Below are 18,786 nucleotides of genomic sequence, written 5' to 3' on the forward strand. Positions count from 1 at the left end.
TGATTATAAATGGGTCGACCTTCCTATACAAAGCTAACATAAAAACCTTTTTAAGCCCGGAGGATTTCATTCCATTGCTATAGAAACTGGCAGAAAACCAGGTTTGTAAAAACATGGATCGTAAATGTTAAGGGCATCACACCAAATACTGGAACAGATCAGGTTTATTGTTGAGATAATCCCCAAAGAAATTATTGTCCTTCATCCGTTGGATCAAAGGAGCCAAGTCATCGGGAGATTTTAGCTCCACCCCAACTATAGCAGGTGCATTTTCCCTGCTCGACTTTTTTGAATATTCAAAATGTGTAATGTCGTCATTGGGCCCCAAAATATCCACCACAAATTCCTTTAACGCACCTGGGCGCTGTGGAAATCTCACAATAAAATAGTGCTTCAATTGAGCATATAGCAAGGCTCTTTCCTTGATTTCGGCCGTACGGGTAATGTCGTTGTTGCTTCCACTCACCACACAGACCACATTCTTGCCCTTGATTTCTTCCTTGAAATAATCCAAGGCTGCAATCGTCAAAGCACCTGCGGGCTCCACCACAATGGCATCCCTATTGTAAAGGTCCAAGATGGTCTGACACACTTTCCCTTCGGGAACGGTTATCATTTTATGAAGATATTCCTTGCAAATAGGATAGGTCAACGACCCGACTTTCTGAACCGCTGCACCATCGATAAACTTATCAATGTTTTCAAGCTCCACCAACGATCCCTCTTCAATGGATTTCAACATGGAAGGTGCTCCTTCGGGCTCAACCCCTATTATTCTGGTGTTGGGAGACAAAGCCTGGAAGGTGCCACAAAGACCCGATGCCAATCCACCACCGCCAACGGCGACAAAAACATAATCAATGGGCTCGCTGGTTTGTTGCAGGATTTCCAAACCAACGGTAGCTTGGCCCTCGATGGTTTTTTCATCATCAAACGGATGGACAAAAGTTTTGCCTTCCTGCTCGCAGAACAATTCGGCTGCTTTTTTGGAATCGTCAAAGGTGTCTCCTTCAAGAACCACATCCACCCATTCCCCACCGAACATCGTGGTCTGGTCAATCTTCTGTTTTGGCGTGACCACGGGCATATAAATGGTTCCTTTTACCTGTAAATGACTACATGCAAAGGCGACGCCCTGCGCATGATTCCCTGCACTGGCACAAACCACACCGTTGTCCAGTTGGTTTTGGCTTAATGAACTTATCTTGTTGTACGCTCCACGGATTTTGTAGCTACGTACCCTGTGGAGGTCTTCCCGTTTAAGAAGAATGTTGGCCCCATGGGTTTTGGAATAGCGGATACTTTGCTGCATAGGTGTAACCTCCGCCACTTGGGCAATGGTCTTCGCTGCTTGATAAATATCCGCTATTTGCGGAAAATAGATTTCCACAGTTTCACTCATAGGGCCAATGGTTTTGTGTTATCCGATTGGCTTCATGGCTGTCATGGATGCGCGCAACCTGGCACCCACCACCTCTACATTGTGCTCGCGGATGGCTTTGTTCACCGCAATCAATCGTACGTTGTCCACGCCAGTGTCCTTGCCTTCACCAAAGTGCTTACCAATGATATCCGTGTCCACTTTTTTCATAAAATCGGTCAAAAGCGGTTTACATGCATGGTCGAACAGGTAACAACCATACTCTGCAGTATCGGAGATTACACGGTTCATTTCGAACAATTTCTTTCTAGCAATAGTGTTTGCAATCAACGGTGTCTCGTGCAATGATTCGTAGTAAGCTGACTCACCGATGATTCCAGACTCGGTCATGGTCTCATAGGCCAATTCCACTCCTGATTTCACGAAAGCGACCATCAAAACGCCATTGTCGTAGTATTCCTGCTCAGAGATTTCCATATCTCCCGCTGGTGTTTTTTCAAATGCAGTTTCTCCAGTGGCAGCTCTCCAGTCCAATAGGTTTTTATCGCCATTGTCCCAGTCTTCCATCATGGTTTTGGAGAAATGTCCGCTCATAATGTCATCCATATGTTTTTGGAACAACGGACGCATGATCACTTTCAATTCTTCGGCCAAATCAAATGCTTTGATCTTGGCAGGATTGGACAAACGGTCCATCATATTGGTGATGCCTCCTTGCTTCAAACCTTCGGTGATGGTTTCCCATCCGTATTGAATCAATTTGGAAGCATAGGCTTTATCAACCCCTTTTTCAACCATTTTGTTGAAGGATAAGATGGATCCTGTTTGCAACAAACCACAAAGAATGGTCTGCTCGCCCATCAAATCTGACTTTACTTCTGCCACGAATGATGATTCAAGAACCCCTGCTTTATCCCCTCCAGTTGCTGCAGCATAAGCCTTAGCTTGCTCCAATCCTTTTCCTTCTGGGTCGTTTTCTGGGTGTACGGCAATCAGAGTTGGTACGCCAAAACCTCTTTTGTACTCTTCACGTACCTCGGAACCAGGACTTTTTGGGGCCACCATGATCACGGTAAGGTCCTCACGTACCTGCATTCCTTCTTCCACAATATTGAAACCGTGCGAGTAGGACAACGTAGCTCCTTTTTTCATCAAAGGCATTACTGTGCCTACCACATTGGTGTGCTGCTTGTCGGGAGTAAGGTTGATGACCAAATCTGCAGTTGGGATCAAATCCTCATAGGACCCCACCACAAAGTTGTTCTCTTTTGCGTTTTTAAAGGATTGTCTTTCCTCTTTGATAGCTGCTGGGCGAAGCGCGTACGAAATGTCCAATCCCGAGTCACGCATGTTCAGCCCTTGGTTCAACCCCTGGGCACCACACCCAACAATTACAATTTTCTTTCCTTTTAATGCGGTAACACCATCAGCAAATTCGCTGGAATCCATAAATCTACATTTTCCCAACTGTGTCAGTTGTTCGCGAAGTGATAGTGTGTTAAAGTAATTTGCCATTTTTAGTATTTGATTTTACGCTATTTAGTTTTCTTGAAATTCCTGTAATATTTCGCTGATCGGCATTGCCGCCTTCGTCACCGCAATACGGCCCGAACGCACAAACTGCATAATGCCATACGGCAAAAGGGCGTCGTGCATCTCGTCAATTTCGTGCCTGCGGCCTGTTTTGGCCAAAGCAAAAAATTCACGGTTCACGGTTACGATCTGTGCATTGCTTTCTTTGATGATATTCTGAATCTGACGCTCATCGAACAACAAGTGCGAAGCAATTTTGAACAATGCAGATTCTTGATAAATGGTTTCATCATCGGTGTGATAGTATGCCTTGATAACCTCTATTTGTTTTTCAATTTGACCTACTATCTTGCGTGTCCAATCCTCGGTGGTAAAGACCACAATCGTAAATTTGGAAACACCTTCAATCTCTGATTTTGAAACATTTAAGCTTTCAATGTTGATGTGTCGCTTTAGGAATATTCCGGATATTCTATTGAGCAGTCCTACATGATTTTCGGAATACACCGAGATGGTATACCATTGTTTTCCCATGTTGTTTTTTATTTTTTTACTGCAACTATAAGTCCTGTGGACCAGTCCATCTTTGTTATTGTAATATCTTTTCTTTTCTCGATCGTTTTGACCAATTCGTTTGCCTTTTCTTCATGTCCCTCAGGCCAATTGGGCTGCTTCTTCATGTCGTCGATTACATAGTAACCGCCTTTTTTCAACAATGCCAAGGCCGTATCCAAATGACTGTATTTTCCTGGCCACGCATCCGCAAAAATCAAATCGAAGGGGGCGCCTTTATATTCTTCCAGCCATTTACCGCCATCGGCGCAAACCAGCTCCAATCTATCTTCGTCCTCAAAAAACAGCTGGGCCACTTCAATAAGCTCGGAATCATTGTCAACACTTGTTATGCTTGAATCTTCGTCCATTCCTTGAACCATCCACGCCAAGGATAAACCGATTCCTGTGCCCAATTCCAAAAAGTTTCCTGAAGGCTTTGATGCTGCCAGTGTTTTCAACAAAGTACCGATGTAAATATCGGAGGGCATGGTAAACCCCATTTCTTTGCTCTTTTCAAGCAAATTTTGATATTGCTTGGGCTGTTCTATGATAAAGGATTGGTCCATTATTTCAATCTGATATCGGAAACAGAGGCTCCTGATGGAATCATAGGGAATACGTTATCCTCTTTCTCCACTTTCACTTCCAAAAAGTATGGGTCTTTGGACGATATCATTTCTTGAACGGCCTCTTGAAGGTCGGCTCTTTCGGTCACCCTTCTTGATTTGATATGGTATCCTTCGGCAATCTTTACAAAATCAGGATTTGTCATTACGGTTGATGCATATCTCCTGTCAAAGAAAAGTTCTTGCCATTGACGCACCATCCCTAAGTGATCGTTGTTCAATACCACAATTTTCACGGGCACATTGTGTTGGAAAATAACACCCAACTCCTGAATGGTCATCTGATAACCACCATCACCGATAATGGCGACCACTTCGCGATCCATGGCCCCCATTTTGGCGCCAATGGCCGCAGGAAGACCAAATCCCATGGTTCCCAGACCTCCTGAAGTAATATTGCTCTTGGATTGTTTGAACTTTGCATAGCGACATGCAATCATCTGATGTTGTCCCACATCGGAAACCATTACAGCTTTATGACCCGAAGCCACGTTGATTTGTTCGATCACTTCTCCCATGGTCAGTCCTTCTTTGGTCGGGTGAATATCGTTATGAATCAGGGTATCGTATTCAATTTGATACATTTTATCAAACTCGGCCCTCCATTCCTTGTGCTCTTTCTTATCCAGCAATGGGAGTATCTGCGCTAAAGTTTCCTTGGCATTGCCCAAAACGGCTACGTCCACTTTTACGTTTTTGTTGACTTCAGCCTGGTCAATTTCAAAATGAACGATTTTCGCCTGCTTGGCGTAGGTCTCCAAGTTTCCTGTTACACGGTCATCAAAGCGCATTCCAATTGCTATAAGCACATCGCATTCGTTTGTCAACATATTGGGTCCGTAGTTCCCATGCATGCCTACCATGCCCACATTCAACGGGTGGTCGGTATCCATGGCGGAAAGACCGAGAATGGTCCATGCTGCTGGAATTCCCGCTTTTTCCACCAAAGCTTTAAGTTCGGCCTCTGCCTCTCCCAAAATCACACCTTGACCAAATACGATAAAAGGTTTTTTAGCACTATTGATGAGCTCTGCTGCCTTTTCGATACTGCTTGGATTTGGTTTAGGTACGGGCTTGTAGCTTCGTACGGCCGTGCACTTTTCATATACAAAGTCAAGCTCATCAAACTGGGCATTCTTGGTTATATCCACCAAAACGGGACCTGGTCTTCCCGAACGGGCAATATAAAATGCTTTCGCCATGATTTCTGGAATCTCCTCCACCTTGGTGATTTGATAGTTCCATTTGGTCACGGGCGTAGAAATACCTACGATATCTGTTTCTTGGAACGCATCGGAACCCAAAAGACTTCTCGTTACCTGACCCGTGATACAAACCATAGGGGTGGAATCTATCTGCGCATCGGCAATCCCAGTCACTAAATTGGTAGCTCCAGGTCCAGAAGTTGCCATGGCAACCCCTACTCTGCCCGTAACCCTGGCGTAGCCTTGGGCAGCATGCGTAGCACCTTGCTCGTGACGCGTTAAAATATGGGTAAGTTTATCCTGAAACTTATATAATTCGTCATACACGGGCATAATGGCACCGCCTGGGTAGCCATAGATCAAATCCACTCCTTCTGCGAGCAAACAATGGATTATTGCCTCTGCACCAGTAATCCTGATGGCCTTTTGACTTTTACTATCTTTTTTTTGTGCTTTCAATGTCTCCATAAGCCTGTATTTAGGGAGATACCCCTATCATGATTGTTAAAACAAATCGGTAACACAGCCTTTTGCTGCCGATGATACCGTTTTGGCGTATTTGTACAAGCTCCCTGATTTTATTTTCAATTCAGGTTGCTTCCATTCTTTTCTTCGTTGTTCGAACTCTTCGTCCGAAATATTAATGTTGATGGTGTTGTTCACGGCATCTATCGTGATTTCATCGCCGTCTTTCACCAAGGCGATTCCGCCGCCAACTTGTGCTTCGGGGGAAACGTGGCCCACTACAAATCCGTGGGAACCACCAGAGAACCTTCCATCGGTAATCAAGGCTACATCTTTTCCGAGACCTGCGCCCATAATGGCGGAAGTTGGCTTCAACATTTCGGGCATTCCAGGCGCTCCTTTTGGTCCTTCGTATCGGATGACCACCACATCGCCCTTTTGGACTTTTCCTGTATGAATGCCCTCATTAACAGCAAATTCGCTATCAAAAACACGGGCGGTTCCCGTAAATTCAAGTCCTTCTTTTCCTGTGATTTTTGCCACAGCACCTTCGGAAGCAAGGTTTCCATATAATATACGAATATGTCCCGTTTCCTTAATGGGTTGCTCCTTTTTTCTGATGATATCTTGACCTTCTTGCAAATCTGGGGCGTCCAATAAGTTTTCGGCCAGAGTTTTTCCTGTAACGGTCATACAATCTCCGTGAAGCATACCTTCCTTCAACATATATTTCAATACCGCAGGAACTCCGCCAACGTTATGCAGGTCTTCCATCAAATATTTTCCGCTAGGTTTTAAATCGGCCAACAAAGGCGTGGATTCACTTATTCTTGTAATGTCTTCCAAGGTAAAATCTACCTCAGCAGCGTGCGCGATGGCCATAAAGTGAAGCACCGCATTCGTAGATCCTCCGAGCACGGTGACCAATCTGAAGGCATTTTCCAATGCTTTTTTGGTAACGATATCCCTTGGTTTGATGTCTTCTTTCAGCAAATGGTACAATGCTGCACCCGATGCTTCGCAATCTGCTTGTTTTTTATCGTTTACTGCGGGAATTGATGAATTGAACGGCATGGACATTCCCATCGCTTCAATGGCAGATGCCATGGTATTGGCGGTGTACATCCCTCCACAGGCTCCAGCTCCTGGACATGCTTTATGGATTACTTCCTTATATTCTTTCTCGTCTATGGCCCCAGCCACTTTTTGTCCGTAAGCTTCAAAAGCTGAGATGATATCCAATTTTTTATTGTTATGACAGCCTGGCGCAATGGTCCCGCCGTAAACCAAAATAGATGGGCGGTTCAATCGTAATTGGGCCATAAGGGCGCCTGGCATGTTTTTGTCACACCCTACCACGGTTACTAATCCGTCATAGCTCATGGCATGGATAACAGTTTCAATGGAATCTGCAATAATGTCACGCGAAGGCAACGAATAGCGCATACCTGGGGTACCGTTGGAAATTCCATCACTAACCCCGATGGTATTGAAGATAAGACCGACCAAATTGGAAGACTCCACTCCTTTTTTTACTTCGAGGGCCAAATCATTGAGGTGCATGTTGCAAGGGTTTCCCTCGTATCCTGTGCTCGCTATTCCGATTAGGGGTTTTTGTAAATCTTCATCCGTTAGTCCAATCGCATGCAACATGGCCTGGGCGGCAGGCAAGGTTGGGTCTTGTGTTACTTTTTTGCTAAACTTGTTCAATTCCATTATCAAATTTCATTCAAATACAGTATTATTCTGAATTTATACCGTAATTCAAAGATATATGTTTAAAAAGCCCTAGATTTTTAACAGTTGTTCGCTGTTTAAATCCACTGGAAACATAATAAACATAATTTACTGTATTTCAGTTTTTTAGATTGATTAAAATTCCAATATTCAATTAATTTTATTGTAATAAAAAAGGCCTGTATCGTGTGGGATACAGGCCTTTTTAAGTCAATAGCAAGTCTGTATCACTCCATTTCTGGAACAATCACAACCTCGACAATGACTTGTTTATTTCTTTTCATAGGTCAATGGTACGAAAAAATATTTTGAATTTAGAATCAAGAATTAGAATATGTTTCTCAAACCAGCTTAAACTTCAACTCATCCCCATACTTTTTCTGTGCAAGCACCGATATGGATTCCTCGCTCAATTGAAGTATACGGGGATACCCTCCTGTGGTCTGGCCATCTTTCATTAAAATGATCATGCGGCCTGCCGGTGTCAGCTGTACAGTGCCGGGCAAGGTTCCCGAGGTCAGCATGGAATGGGAATGTCCGGTAATCAGCTCGGAGAGCTGGTAGGCCATTCGGTTGTTTTCCTTGGAAACTGTGTAAGGTTTTGCGAAAATCTCCATGAGCTGACCATCGGATAGCAACGAAAATTCTGGGCCCTTGTACACTTTCAATGTGTTTTTCTCAAAATGCTCTTCTATTTTGATTTCGGATATTTTTGGCTCGTAGGACAAGGTTTCCTTATACGGTATTTCATCACCATCCTTGAGTCGGGCGGACTTGGTGACCGGGAAAAAAAGTGAATGGCTATCGAGCACTTTTTTGGACTGAAAACCGCCTTTTATGGCCAAATACCCACGGAATCCCGTTTCCAAGCGACCGTAGGATAGAATATCGCCCTTTTCCACTTTTAGCACCGTGTAGTTATCAATGGGTTGATTGTTCAAGGTAGCAACGATATGTGCCCCTGACAAACAGATGTACGAAGTGGTATCGAACAACAGCGTGGGACCGGTCATGGTAATTTCGATGACAGCGGCATTTTCATCATTCTCCAAAAGCATATTTGCCTTTTTCACGGATTCCACATCCATGGCCCCTGATATCGGAACTCCGATATCGCGATGTCCGAACCTGCCAAGGTCCTGAATCGTTGAATAAAGGCCCGGTTTTAAAACTTTAAGCATTCAGCACAACTTTTTCCGGTTCGTAAATACCTACTTCGCCCTCAATTTTATGCAGTTTGTATTCTGCTTTCGATATGCTTTCAAACTGTATCTTGTCCCCCACCTTAACAAAACAAGGGTCTTTTTTGGTGGGATCGAACAAATTGATCGGGCAATTGCCAATAATATTCCATCCGCCCGGGGAATCCTGCGGATAAATGCCCGTTTGTTTACTGGCCAATCCTACCGAACCTTTCTGCACCTTTAACCTAGGTTCGGCCCTTCGGGGAATCTCCAAGGATGTTGGGAGTCCGCCCAAATACATAAAGCCGGGCAAAAATCCGATGCCATACACCACATATTGGTGCGATGTGTGCTGCTCAATAAGTTCTTTGACCGACAAACCTAATGTTTTGGAGGCCTCTTCAATGTCCATTCCGAATTCGAGGTCATAGCACACGGGTAATGTCCATAAATGTTGTATGCGCTCTGTTTTGGATTTGGCCTGCTTTTCGTGGCACTCCAGAATCATGTTTTTAGTCTCCTCAAAGTCGATATGGTCTTGGTTATAGACCATGGTCAAGGAATTATAGGCCACGGACATTTCCCAACCTGGGATTTCCAATTCTTTGAAAGCGTCCATAAAATCGAGGATGTCCGCTAAAATGGATTCACTCACCTTTTCGGGCCATTCTACTAAAACAGCTCGTTCTCCGAAAGGCTTAATGCTGATGGGGTAACTTTTCACTTTTGTATCTGCACTTGGTTTTGGGGTAATGCTTTTGAAAGATACATTAATATTTTTAATGCAGAAACCGTATCGCCATGTATGCAAAGGGTGTCCGCCTGAATATTCAAGGATTGGCCTTGCACCGAAACCACTTCTCCCTTTTTGATGATGGGCAATATGTGTTCTAAAACGGTTGCAGGTTCTTCAATCAAAGCATTCTCTTCTTTTCTGGAAACGAGGGATAGGTCGGAATTGTAATTTCGGTCCGCAAAGGCTTCAAACCAGATTTTAAATCCACGCTCTTCTGCCATTTCTGCAATTACCGACTTGAACGGAACATAGAGCACTGCTTGATTCTTATACTTTTCAACAGCGTCCAAATATACCTTTGCCAAATCTCCATCTTTCGCAGTTTGATTGTATAGCGCACCGTGCGCTTTGATGTGATGCAGACTGACTTTCGTCTCTTTCAATACTTCATCAAAAATCGACAATTGCTGCCTAATGCTTTGTATTAGATCTTGGCTGGAAATATCCATCACTTCCCTACCAAAATTGGCTTTATCCGGGTAAGATGGGTGCGAACCTACCTTGATATTGTTTCGCTTGGCGAGTTTGGTCACCTTCAACATGGTTTCCCTATCTCCCGCATGTCCTCCGCAAGCTATATTGCAAGAACTTATAAAAGGGAAAATATCAGCCTCATTGCCCACACCCTCACCTACATCACAATTAATATCAATAGTGAATTTATGCATCTAAAACAGTCCGATTACTTTAAAAATACTTTTTGCGCCCAAAAATATCGTGAACAGCACAATGGCCACACCAAATGCATTCTGGACCAGTGAATTTTTGTTTTCGCCCATTACGGATTTCTTGTTTACCACCCATAAAAGCAACAAGGCCATTACCGGGAGCAAAATGCCATTGGCGACTTGGGCAAACTGGATTACCTCGATGGGTTTAATATCAAAGGAAAGAAATAGGACGCCGCACAAAAGCACAATGGTCCATACCATTTTAAACTTTTTGTTCTGCATGCCCCCTTCCCATCCAAAACAACTACTGGCCACATAGGCTGCGGCCAAAGGAGCCGTAATGGCCGATGTGATGCCTGCTGCCAAAAGTCCGATGGCCATGAACAAGAACGCCATTTTTCCAAAAAGGGGCTCCAAGGCCTTGGCCATGTCCAATGCATTGTTAATTTCTGATATCGGTGCTGCCGAAGCTGTGATCAGTATGGCCATGGATACCACCCCCCCCAATCCAATCGAAACAATGGTGTCCCAGTTCACTGCTTTTAAATCGGTTTTGGAATTCCATTTTTCTTTGACCAATGAAGCATGCAAGAAAAGGTTATAGGGCACCACCGTAGTTCCCACCAGCGCAACGACCGTAAGCAATCCGTTTTCCGGTAACCTTGGAATGAACATTCCTTTGAATATTTCAGAAATCGATGGTTGAACCAAAACGGCACAAATCACAAAACTGGCCCCCATAACACCAACAAGTCCAACGAATATCTTTTCCAAAATCTTGTAGCTACTGAACCATAGCAAAAGAAATATGATGCTTCCGATAATGGTCGGCAAAAAGGATCTTAACTGCGGTTGGGGCAACAATTGTTCAAGCCCCAAAGTTGCACCTCCAATATTACCGGCTTCGTAGGCTGCGTTACCCACTAAAATAGCGCCCAAAACAATGGCAATCACAAAATTTTTGAACCACCGGGTCTTAAGTTCCGTCCTAACGACATCCACAAGACCGCTTTGGGTCACCAGGCCGATTCGGCCTGCCATGCCCTGTAATATGATAGTAGCCAATACGGATACGAGCAAGGCCCACAGCAGGGCGTATCCAAAGTTTGTTCCCGCCAAGGTACACATCGTAATGGTTCCAGGGCCCACGAATGCTGCAGCTACCAACACTCCCGGACCTATTTTATTGAACATGAGCACTATATTTAAAACGATGAATTTAAAAGATATCTTAACAAAAAATGCATTTCATCCAAAAAAATGCAATTCGTCTAAAAGTGGGGTGCCGTACGTCGAATTTTTATACTATTTCAAAAATCTCAAAGTTATAATAATCCCAAATCATACTTTGACATAAACTTGACTAAAACTAATGAGATGTAAGGATTGCGGCAAAGACATTAGCCCCCAACAGTTTAAGGCCTCAAAAGAAGCTTTAGGTGTAGCGCTTTGCGAACGACATACACGACTTATCAAAAAGGTAATTCTAGACAATGATACCCCAATTGATGCGGTCCATTTATTTTACGCCCTAAAAGATGCCGGTGTTCACCCCATGTTGGAATGGTGGGATGGTAAAAAATCCGTGGATATTGCCATTTCCAGGGTCAAATTAAATATTGAAATCGACAGGAATTACAACATGATCACGCATGAGCAGGCCATAAACGACCTAGAAGATGCAATGCATTCCTTTAAAAACGGTTTTACCACCGTTAGGATTCCTCATCTTGCGGTTAAATATTATTTGGACGAGACCGTAGAAAATATTTTAGGTATCATATCCGGACTTAAGGCAAATATCAAGGCGATTTAATTTGAAAAGTGCATGTTGCTCTTTTTTTCCACAGTCTTGTATTCAAGGATATTGATGACAATGGCGTATTCGCCGATGTTCTCTAGATCATTGATGTAATTTTTTCCTCTATTTTCGAAGTAATCGGCATCTCCCTGATTCAGTTTGATCATGTCGATTTTACCATTTCCATAACGCGTGATCACAAGGCCTCCGGTGGTGCACACCCATCCATAATTGGTATTGTGCCTTCTAAAATCAAGCCTTTCGCCGGGTAAAAGTCTGAGGTCCCAAAGTTTAACGCTCTCGTTCTCGAATACCAATTTGTCCGTTAAGGACTCTTTGATTTTTTGATGTAGCAACTCATCAATCTTCTCCTGCTCCCATGGGTCAAAATTGCCCGCTGGGTTCAACTCCACACATTGCATTCCTGTACTTTCTTTTAAAAACGGCGCAAATATAGATTTTAAAATACTTAAAAACAGTAGATTAAGTAATGTTTAACGTAATCCGTGAACATTCGTTCAATTAAATCGATTTAATTGACAATTTGGTCAATAACAGCATATTAAATTATTTTTTTCTTATCGATTGCTTGGCGATTTTTATCTAATTTGGAGGCATCAACCATAACCGACCATGAAAAAAATTCTCCTTGCCATTCTGGCCATTATTGTGATTCTTATCGCCGTACTGACGATCAACACCTTTTCCCTTACATCAAAACAAGTTGCTTCGGAACCTTTGGAAGCAATGGATTTCCCCGAGGGTGCATTTCAAAATCTATCAAAAGCCATCCAGTTCAGAACCATCTCCTTTAGTGAGGATGCCATTCCCGATTCCACAGCGTTCAACGGCTTTCATCAGTTCTTAAAAGAAACCTATCCACTCCTGCACCAGAACCTTGTTTTGGAGAAAATAAACGATTATAGCCTGCTCTATAAATGGGAAGGTTCCGACCCGTCACAAAAACCAATTGTTTTGCTTTCACATCAAGATGTGGTTCCCGTGGACCAGCCGACCCTGTCCGAATGGGAGGCGGGACCGTTCGAAGGGGCTATCACGGACACGCACATTATCGGTAGGGGTACTCTGGATGACAAAAGCTCCTTGATGGCCCTTATGGAATCCGTAGAAATGTTGCTGAAAGAATCCTTTGTGCCAAAGCAAACCATTTATCTGGCTTTTGGACATGATGAGGAACTTGGAGGTGGAAACGGCGCAAAGGCCATCGCAGCATACCTGAAAAATAAAGGGGTACATGCGGCCATGACCTTGGACGAAGGTGGGTTTTTAGCAGAGAATATGGTTCCCGATTTTGACAAGACCGTCGCTATGGTCAATTTGGCGGAAAAAGGCTATGCTTCATTTCAACTTATTGTAAAAACCAGCGGAGGCCATAGTTCGGCACCGCCGGAAAACAACACCCTTGGCATGTTGGCCCAGGCCATTGTTGACCTAGAGAACAATCAGCGTCCCTATAAACTGGTAAAGCCCATCGATTATCAATTCGAATATATGGGCGCCGAAATGCCCTTTTTCAAAAAAATGGCATTTGCCAATCCATGGCTTTTCAAAGGCCCTGTCCTAAAGGCTTTGAACGCACATACAACTACGGCACCCACCATAATCGAAGGCGGGGTCAAGGACAATGTGATTCCCACGGTTGGAAAAGCCACTATTAATTTTAGGATATTGCCCGGTGAGACCATCGAATCTGTTAGGGAACATATCAAAAAAACTGTTGGGGATGGAATCGAGGTTGAACTGAACGGCTTTGCCACAAACCCTTCCCCTGTTTCTGGAATAGATTCCGATGCCTTCAAAAACCTTGAAAAAACCATACGCTCCGTGTTTCCCGAAGCCGTTGTGGTGCCGGGCTTGATAGGTGGCGGTACGGATGCCAGATATTTTTATGATGTATCGGATGATGTGTACAGGTTCTACCCTATTCGAATAGGTCCGGACAGTATGACAAGATTCCATGGAATCGATGAAAAAATCGCGAAAGACAATTATAAGGAAATGATTGTTTTTACCTACAACTTGATCAAAAGGTTCGATTAAAACCAAATTTACATATGAAAAACATTGGAATCGTTATTACTTTGATGCTTGCACTAAGCGTTGCAATTGCTAATGCGGGTAACCCTAAAAACGATACAAACGGTAACATTGAAACTCCAAATGATTCGTTAAGACTAGCGGAACTAAATAATTTTTGGGCCGAGGTTTCGAGAACTGTAAATGAGGGGGACTTTGAAGGCTATAAAGCTACCTACCATGAAGATGCGGTTGTTGTTTTTACAACTGGTGAAAACAAAGCATCTGTACCTATTGCAAAGGCACTACTAAATTGGAAGCAAGGCTTCATAGACACCCAGACAGGAAAAACACAGAATAGTGTGGAATTCCGTTTTTCACAGCGAATAGGTGACGAAACTACCGCACATGAAACAGGGATTTTTGCTTACCAATCCGACAATGGGACTGGTAACGCCAATCAAAAACAATTCGTACATTTTGATGCCTTGCTCGTAAAACGTGATAAAGCTTGGTTGTTGGTAATGGAATATCAAAAATCCAAAGCAACTGAAGAAGAGTGGAACTTATTGAAATAATCTTGCAATGCTTACCAAAAGGACAACATACATTATAAGATATATGATTGTACAACAAACTTCTGAATACCAAACCATGGCACATGTAAGTTTGTGAGGCAAATAAACTATTCGAAATGGTTAATAAGGTAAAGTACCTTTTATCACCCCAACCAGCCTTCTCTGTCCAGACTCCGGTACTGAATGGCTTCCGATATATGGTTTTCCACTACCCCTTCAACACCCTCTAAATCTGCAATGGTACGAGCCACCTTCAAGATTCTGTCGTAAGCCCTGGCCGACAAATTCAGTCGTTGCATCGCTTCTTTCAAGAGATTTTTAGAGGATTCGTTTAGTTTACAGAACTCCCTGATATGCTTTGTTCCCATTTGGGCATTGTAATGGATACCTTCCACACTTTCGAATCTTTTGGTCTGTAGGTCACGTGCCGCCTCAACTCTTTTCCTGATTGCTACACTGCTTTCCCCTTTTCGTTCCTCCGACAATTTATCAAAAGGGACCGGGGTCACTTCAATGTGGATATCGATCCTGTCCAACAATGGTCCTGATATTTTTCCCAAATACCGTTGCATTTCAGCTGGTGACGAAGTGACAGGGGCATCGGGGTCGTTAAAATAGCCGCCAGGACTTGGGTTCATACTGGCCACCAGCATAAAACTGCTGGGATAAGTTACCGTAAACTGGGCCCTAGCTATGGTAACCTCCCTATCCTCGATTGGTTGTCGCATTACCTCGAGCACACGGCGTTCAAACTCGGGCAGTTCGTCCAAGAACAGGACACCGTTATGTGCCAACGAAATCTCGCCTGGCTGTGGATAACTTCCTCCTCCTACCAAGGCGGCGCTGCTAATGGTATGGTGAGGGCTTCTAAATGGCCTTTGGCTCATCAACCCCTTATTCTTGACTTTTCCGACAACACTGTGGATTTTGGTAGTTTCCAGTGCTTCGTGAAGTGTCATCGGCGGTAAAATCGAGGGCAAGCGCTTGGCCAACATGGTCTTTCCTGCACCCGGCGGACCAATTAGAATTATGTTGTGGCCGCCCGCCGCCGCAATTTCCATACAGCGTTTTATACTCTCCTGTCCTTTTACATCTGAAAAATCAAACTCGGGAAAGCTCAGGTGTTCATAAAATTCCTGTCGGGTATCCACCACCGTTTGTTCCAAAGGTGCATCCGTATCAAAAAAGTCGATTACTTCCTTGATGTTGTTCACACCGTAAACTTTTAGCCCGTCCACGATAGCTGCTTCATTGGCATTTTCTTTGGGAAGGATAAACCCCTCGAAACCTTCCTCTTTTGCTTTGATAGCAATGGGCAGGGCGCCTTTTATTGGCTGTAAGCTCCCGTCCAACGAGAGTTCTCCCATAATCAAATATTTATGGATGCTTTCGGAGCGGATTTGGTCCGATGCTGCCAAGATGCCAATGGCCAGTGTAAGGTCATAGGCAGAGCCTTCCTTTCGTAGGTCGGCAGGCGCCATATTGATGGTGATTTTTTTTCCGGGAATTCGATACCCGTTATTTTGGAGCGCCGCGGCAATCCTAAAATTGCTCTCTTTAATCGCATTATCGGGCAATCCAACCAAATGATAACCAATACCTTTATCTATATTTACCTCTACAACAATTGTGGTTGCTTCGATTCCAAAAACGGCACTTCCATAAACTTTTATGAGCATAAAGCTGTTTCTCGTTAATTACGAGCAAAAAATAGCCATTCTGGAGTATAGAAATCTTCTGTTTTGACGGATGCCCTAGTTTGGGTTGACGAATGCTGCTTTTGGATTAACGAAAGATCAAAATGGATTCTGCAGTTTCTTCGATTTCCTTCTTGTTCATCATCATTTTACGGAACTCTCCGTTGACATACATCTGGGCCTGATCATCATAATGTTTACTGAACGGATTTCCAGATTGTCCGGTGGGCAAGATGCTAATACTGTTTTCCACATTCGAAAAATCTATGATCCGTCTTGTGGAAGGGCCCGAACTGACCTTGTAAAAACCAGTGCCGTCATAAGGAAAAGAAAGATTATTGATGACTTCGCGGGTTCCTTCGACCGGGAACGGGCCCACATTAAAATACCCTCGCAATGCGGCCACCTGTCCAAATGGGTGTTGATGTTCCAACGTATGTACCCTGTCCCAAGTCCACTGACTCGGGTCCTCCCCAAAATCCTTTATCAAGGATTCCCATGTTTCTGCAAAAGACATCATCACCAAGTCTTGTCTTGTTTCAACCACATCCGGCGTATTTACATTGTCCCACCATTTGCCCCTTTTCATGCTGGAGCCCCAAGCAACCTGCCGCTTAAACAGATGTGTAGCTACAAATTGTTTGAACATTTCCGGCCCCAATTCATCTTCCATGGTGTTCTTGGCCATATTATAAAGTGTTCTGTGGTAAAGAACGGGCAGGGTACTGTTCAATGAATATTTACCATTCCAGTTCTTCAGGGAGTCCAGCAACACCAATTGTTCCCTTGTCAAATGGGAAACATCAAAAAGTTTGATCAACTCGTCTACCACCTCGGTATTTACAGGAGAAGTTACGTCCAGAATCATTTCGGATATGGATTCCTTGTCCCAGTCATCTTTGGCATCCAGTAACTGTACAATTCTTTTGGCCCGGTTTTCCGGCAAATAGTATCCGGGATAGAGCATCCCGGCTATGGAATCCGGCTGATTGTTAGCGGAATACACATAGTTCCACGGCGGATTTTCCGCCATTGGGTTTTCGGAAAAGTCCAGATAACGCAGAGGTTCTTCCTTTCCCGTGGTTCCGTCCAAAATAAACTTGGTGGATACACTATCGGGCATTTGGTAGAGTTTTGCGGTTGCCCACCACGCCACATTGCCTTCGGCATCGCCATACATTACGTTAAGTCCCGGCGCATGAATATTGGGCAATGCACCTTTGAACTCCTCCATATTACTTGCATGGCTCAGCCCGTACAATGCATGCATGACCCTATTTTGGGGCTTGGTATACATCCAGGACATGGCCACGGGGCGTTCTTCAGTAAGTTGGTCCGCAATACCGTTCAATACAGGCCCGTGTTGTGTTTTTTTGTAGGTAAAGGTTACATCCTTACCATCTTTTACCTTAATGGTCTTTTTTACAACCTCATAGGTCTTCCAGCCTTCTGCAGTTTTGTACTGGGTGCTATCGGACGGGTTGGTCTCCTCGTAATAAAAATCGATGTCATCATTCTCGAACATGGTGAGACCATAGGCTATTTTCCTATCGTGTCCCAATAATGGAAATGGCACGCCTGCCAGATGGTACCCATACTTTTCATAGGTCGGGGTACTTATGTGCGCCTCGTACCACACGGATGGCTGTGCAAAACCAATATGCGGGTCGTTTGCCAATATCACCTTTCCGTTCTTGGTCTTTTCTGGTGCCACTACCCAACTATTGCTTCCCTCGAACTGTGGTATGGGCAGTTTTTCCAAGGCTGCGGTTACGCTTGCGGTAATATTGGCGCCCAAGGTATCCGTCTTGATCCCTTTGTAATTTTTGATCCACACGGTAGAAGTATCGGAGTTGATGGCCAAATCATCAATATACTCTTGGCCCATCTTATCCCGTATGCTGGTCAATAATGGATCCGTTTTATGGGCCATGGCAAAGCTAAATGCCATATATCCTACTGCATTGTATACATCCTCAAGAGTAAATGGCTCCTTATCGATTCCCGTTAGATAAAATTCGATAGGGGTGGGTCCATTTTTCACAAACTCGTTGATCCCGTCCAAATAGGCTTGGGAAAGTACAATTGCCTTACTCTCCCTATCCAAACTTGAAACGGTTTGCTTGGTATGGTCCGCTATGCCCAAGGAAAGAATAAACTTATCGGTATTGATCATATCCTCTCCGAACACTTCGGACAACCTGCCTTTGGCAACGCGTCGTAACAATTCCATTTGCCACAATCTATCCTGCGCATGCACATAGCCCAATGCCTTCATGGCGTCGGTTTCGTTGCTTGCATAAATATGTGGGATACCGTAGGGGTCGAAATAGGTAGTTACTTCGTTGGAAAGGCCTGTCAAGGACTTCTCTCCTCCGTAATCTGGTTTAAGGCTATTAATGAATATGGCAATGCCAATTATTACAAGTAGAAGAAATCCTGCTATAACAAGAAGAATCTTTTTGTACTTTTTCACAAAGATGGGTTAAGTCAGTTTCTTCTTCTAATGTATGACTAATT

General features: G+C 43.9%; 16 protein-coding genes. 3 read left to right on the forward strand and 13 right to left on the reverse strand.

What is annotated here, in order from left to right; translation table 11 throughout:
* Positions 1–136: 136 nt before the first annotated feature.
* The 10 genes from ilvA to SD449_RS02995 form a co-directional block, all read right to left on the reverse strand.
* The gene (gene ilvA / locus SD449_RS02950; protein ID WP_318308632.1) at positions 137–1,402 is read right to left on the reverse strand and encodes a threonine ammonia-lyase IlvA; all 1,266 of its coding nucleotides are present in this window, start codon (positions 1,400–1,402) and stop codon (positions 137–139) included.
* A gap of 18 nt (positions 1,403–1,420) precedes the next feature.
* The gene (ilvC, locus tag SD449_RS02955) at positions 1,421–2,896 is read right to left on the reverse strand and encodes a ketol-acid reductoisomerase (protein ID WP_225604540.1); all 1,476 of its coding nucleotides are present in this window, start codon (positions 2,894–2,896) and stop codon (positions 1,421–1,423) included.
* Positions 2,897–2,920: 24 nt separating this feature from the next.
* On the reverse strand, positions 2,921–3,448 hold the full coding sequence (gene ilvN / locus SD449_RS02960; protein ID WP_207035898.1) for an acetolactate synthase small subunit: 528 nt from the start codon (positions 3,446–3,448) through the stop codon (positions 2,921–2,923).
* An 8-nt stretch (positions 3,449–3,456) separates the two neighbouring features.
* Entirely contained in the window at positions 3,457–4,035 is a 579-nt protein-coding gene (locus SD449_RS02965) for an O-methyltransferase (RefSeq protein ID WP_318308635.1), read from the reverse strand.
* Complete coding sequence (gene ilvB / locus SD449_RS02970; RefSeq protein ID WP_318308638.1) at positions 4,035–5,768, reverse strand: biosynthetic-type acetolactate synthase large subunit; 1,734 nt, start codon at positions 5,766–5,768, stop codon at positions 4,035–4,037. Before ilvB ends, SD449_RS02965 begins: the two co-directional genes overlap by 1 nt.
* 36 nt (positions 5,769–5,804) lie before the next feature.
* Positions 5,805–7,481 carry a dihydroxy-acid dehydratase gene (gene ilvD / locus SD449_RS02975; protein ID WP_318308639.1) on the reverse strand — a complete coding sequence of 559 codons (1,677 nt, stop codon included), beginning with the start codon at positions 7,479–7,481 and terminating at the stop codon, positions 5,805–5,807.
* A gap of 362 nt (positions 7,482–7,843) precedes the next feature.
* The gene (locus SD449_RS02980; protein WP_207035891.1) at positions 7,844–8,683 is read right to left on the reverse strand and encodes a 5-oxoprolinase subunit C family protein; all 840 of its coding nucleotides are present in this window, start codon (positions 8,681–8,683) and stop codon (positions 7,844–7,846) included.
* Positions 8,676–9,410, reverse strand: a complete 735-nt coding sequence (gene pxpB / locus SD449_RS02985; protein ID WP_207035888.1) for a 5-oxoprolinase subunit PxpB — start codon at positions 9,408–9,410, stop codon at positions 8,676–8,678. The genes SD449_RS02980 and pxpB overlap by 8 nt, the downstream gene beginning before the upstream one ends.
* On the reverse strand, positions 9,407–10,150 hold the full coding sequence (gene pxpA, locus SD449_RS02990; protein WP_318308641.1) for a 5-oxoprolinase subunit PxpA: 744 nt from the start codon (positions 10,148–10,150) through the stop codon (positions 9,407–9,409). The genes pxpB and pxpA overlap by 4 nt, the downstream gene beginning before the upstream one ends.
* The gene (locus tag SD449_RS02995; RefSeq protein ID WP_318308642.1) at positions 10,151–11,347 is read right to left on the reverse strand and encodes an Nramp family divalent metal transporter; all 1,197 of its coding nucleotides are present in this window, start codon (positions 11,345–11,347) and stop codon (positions 10,151–10,153) included.
* A gap of 178 nt (positions 11,348–11,525) precedes the next feature.
* Between SD449_RS02995 and SD449_RS03000 the strand changes: the two genes are divergently transcribed.
* Positions 11,526–11,969 carry a hypothetical protein gene (locus SD449_RS03000; protein ID WP_207035880.1) on the forward strand — a complete coding sequence of 148 codons (444 nt, stop codon included), beginning with the start codon at positions 11,526–11,528 and terminating at the stop codon, positions 11,967–11,969.
* Here the strand turns inward: SD449_RS03000 and SD449_RS03005 are convergent.
* The gene (locus SD449_RS03005; protein WP_207035878.1) at positions 11,966–12,376 is read right to left on the reverse strand and encodes a hypothetical protein; all 411 of its coding nucleotides are present in this window, start codon (positions 12,374–12,376) and stop codon (positions 11,966–11,968) included. The two genes, SD449_RS03000 and SD449_RS03005, sit on opposite strands and share 4 nt — an antisense overlap.
* A gap of 211 nt (positions 12,377–12,587) precedes the next feature.
* On the opposite strand from SD449_RS03005, the gene SD449_RS03010 reads away from it, so the two are divergent.
* Together SD449_RS03010 and SD449_RS03015 are read left to right on the forward strand one after the other, a co-directional pair.
* The gene (locus SD449_RS03010; RefSeq protein ID WP_318308645.1) at positions 12,588–14,015 is read left to right on the forward strand and encodes a M20 family peptidase; all 1,428 of its coding nucleotides are present in this window, start codon (positions 12,588–12,590) and stop codon (positions 14,013–14,015) included.
* 14 nt (positions 14,016–14,029) lie between these two features.
* A complete protein-coding gene (locus SD449_RS03015; protein WP_318308646.1) occupies positions 14,030–14,569 on the forward strand; it encodes a hypothetical protein in 540 nt (179 codons plus the stop codon).
* Between the two features lie 143 nt (positions 14,570–14,712).
* Here the strand turns inward: SD449_RS03015 and SD449_RS03020 are convergent, their stop codons facing one another.
* The gene (locus SD449_RS03020; protein WP_318308648.1) at positions 14,713–16,248 is read right to left on the reverse strand and encodes a YifB family Mg chelatase-like AAA ATPase; all 1,536 of its coding nucleotides are present in this window, start codon (positions 16,246–16,248) and stop codon (positions 14,713–14,715) included.
* A 106-nt stretch (positions 16,249–16,354) separates the two neighbouring features.
* A complete protein-coding gene (locus SD449_RS03025; RefSeq protein ID WP_318308649.1) occupies positions 16,355–18,742 on the reverse strand; it encodes a penicillin acylase family protein in 2,388 nt (795 codons plus the stop codon).
* Positions 18,743–18,786 lie beyond the last annotated feature (44 nt).

It is taken from the genome of Flagellimonas crocea, assembly GCF_033441595.1.
GTDB lineage: Bacteria > Bacteroidota > Bacteroidia > Flavobacteriales > Flavobacteriaceae > Flagellimonas > Flagellimonas crocea.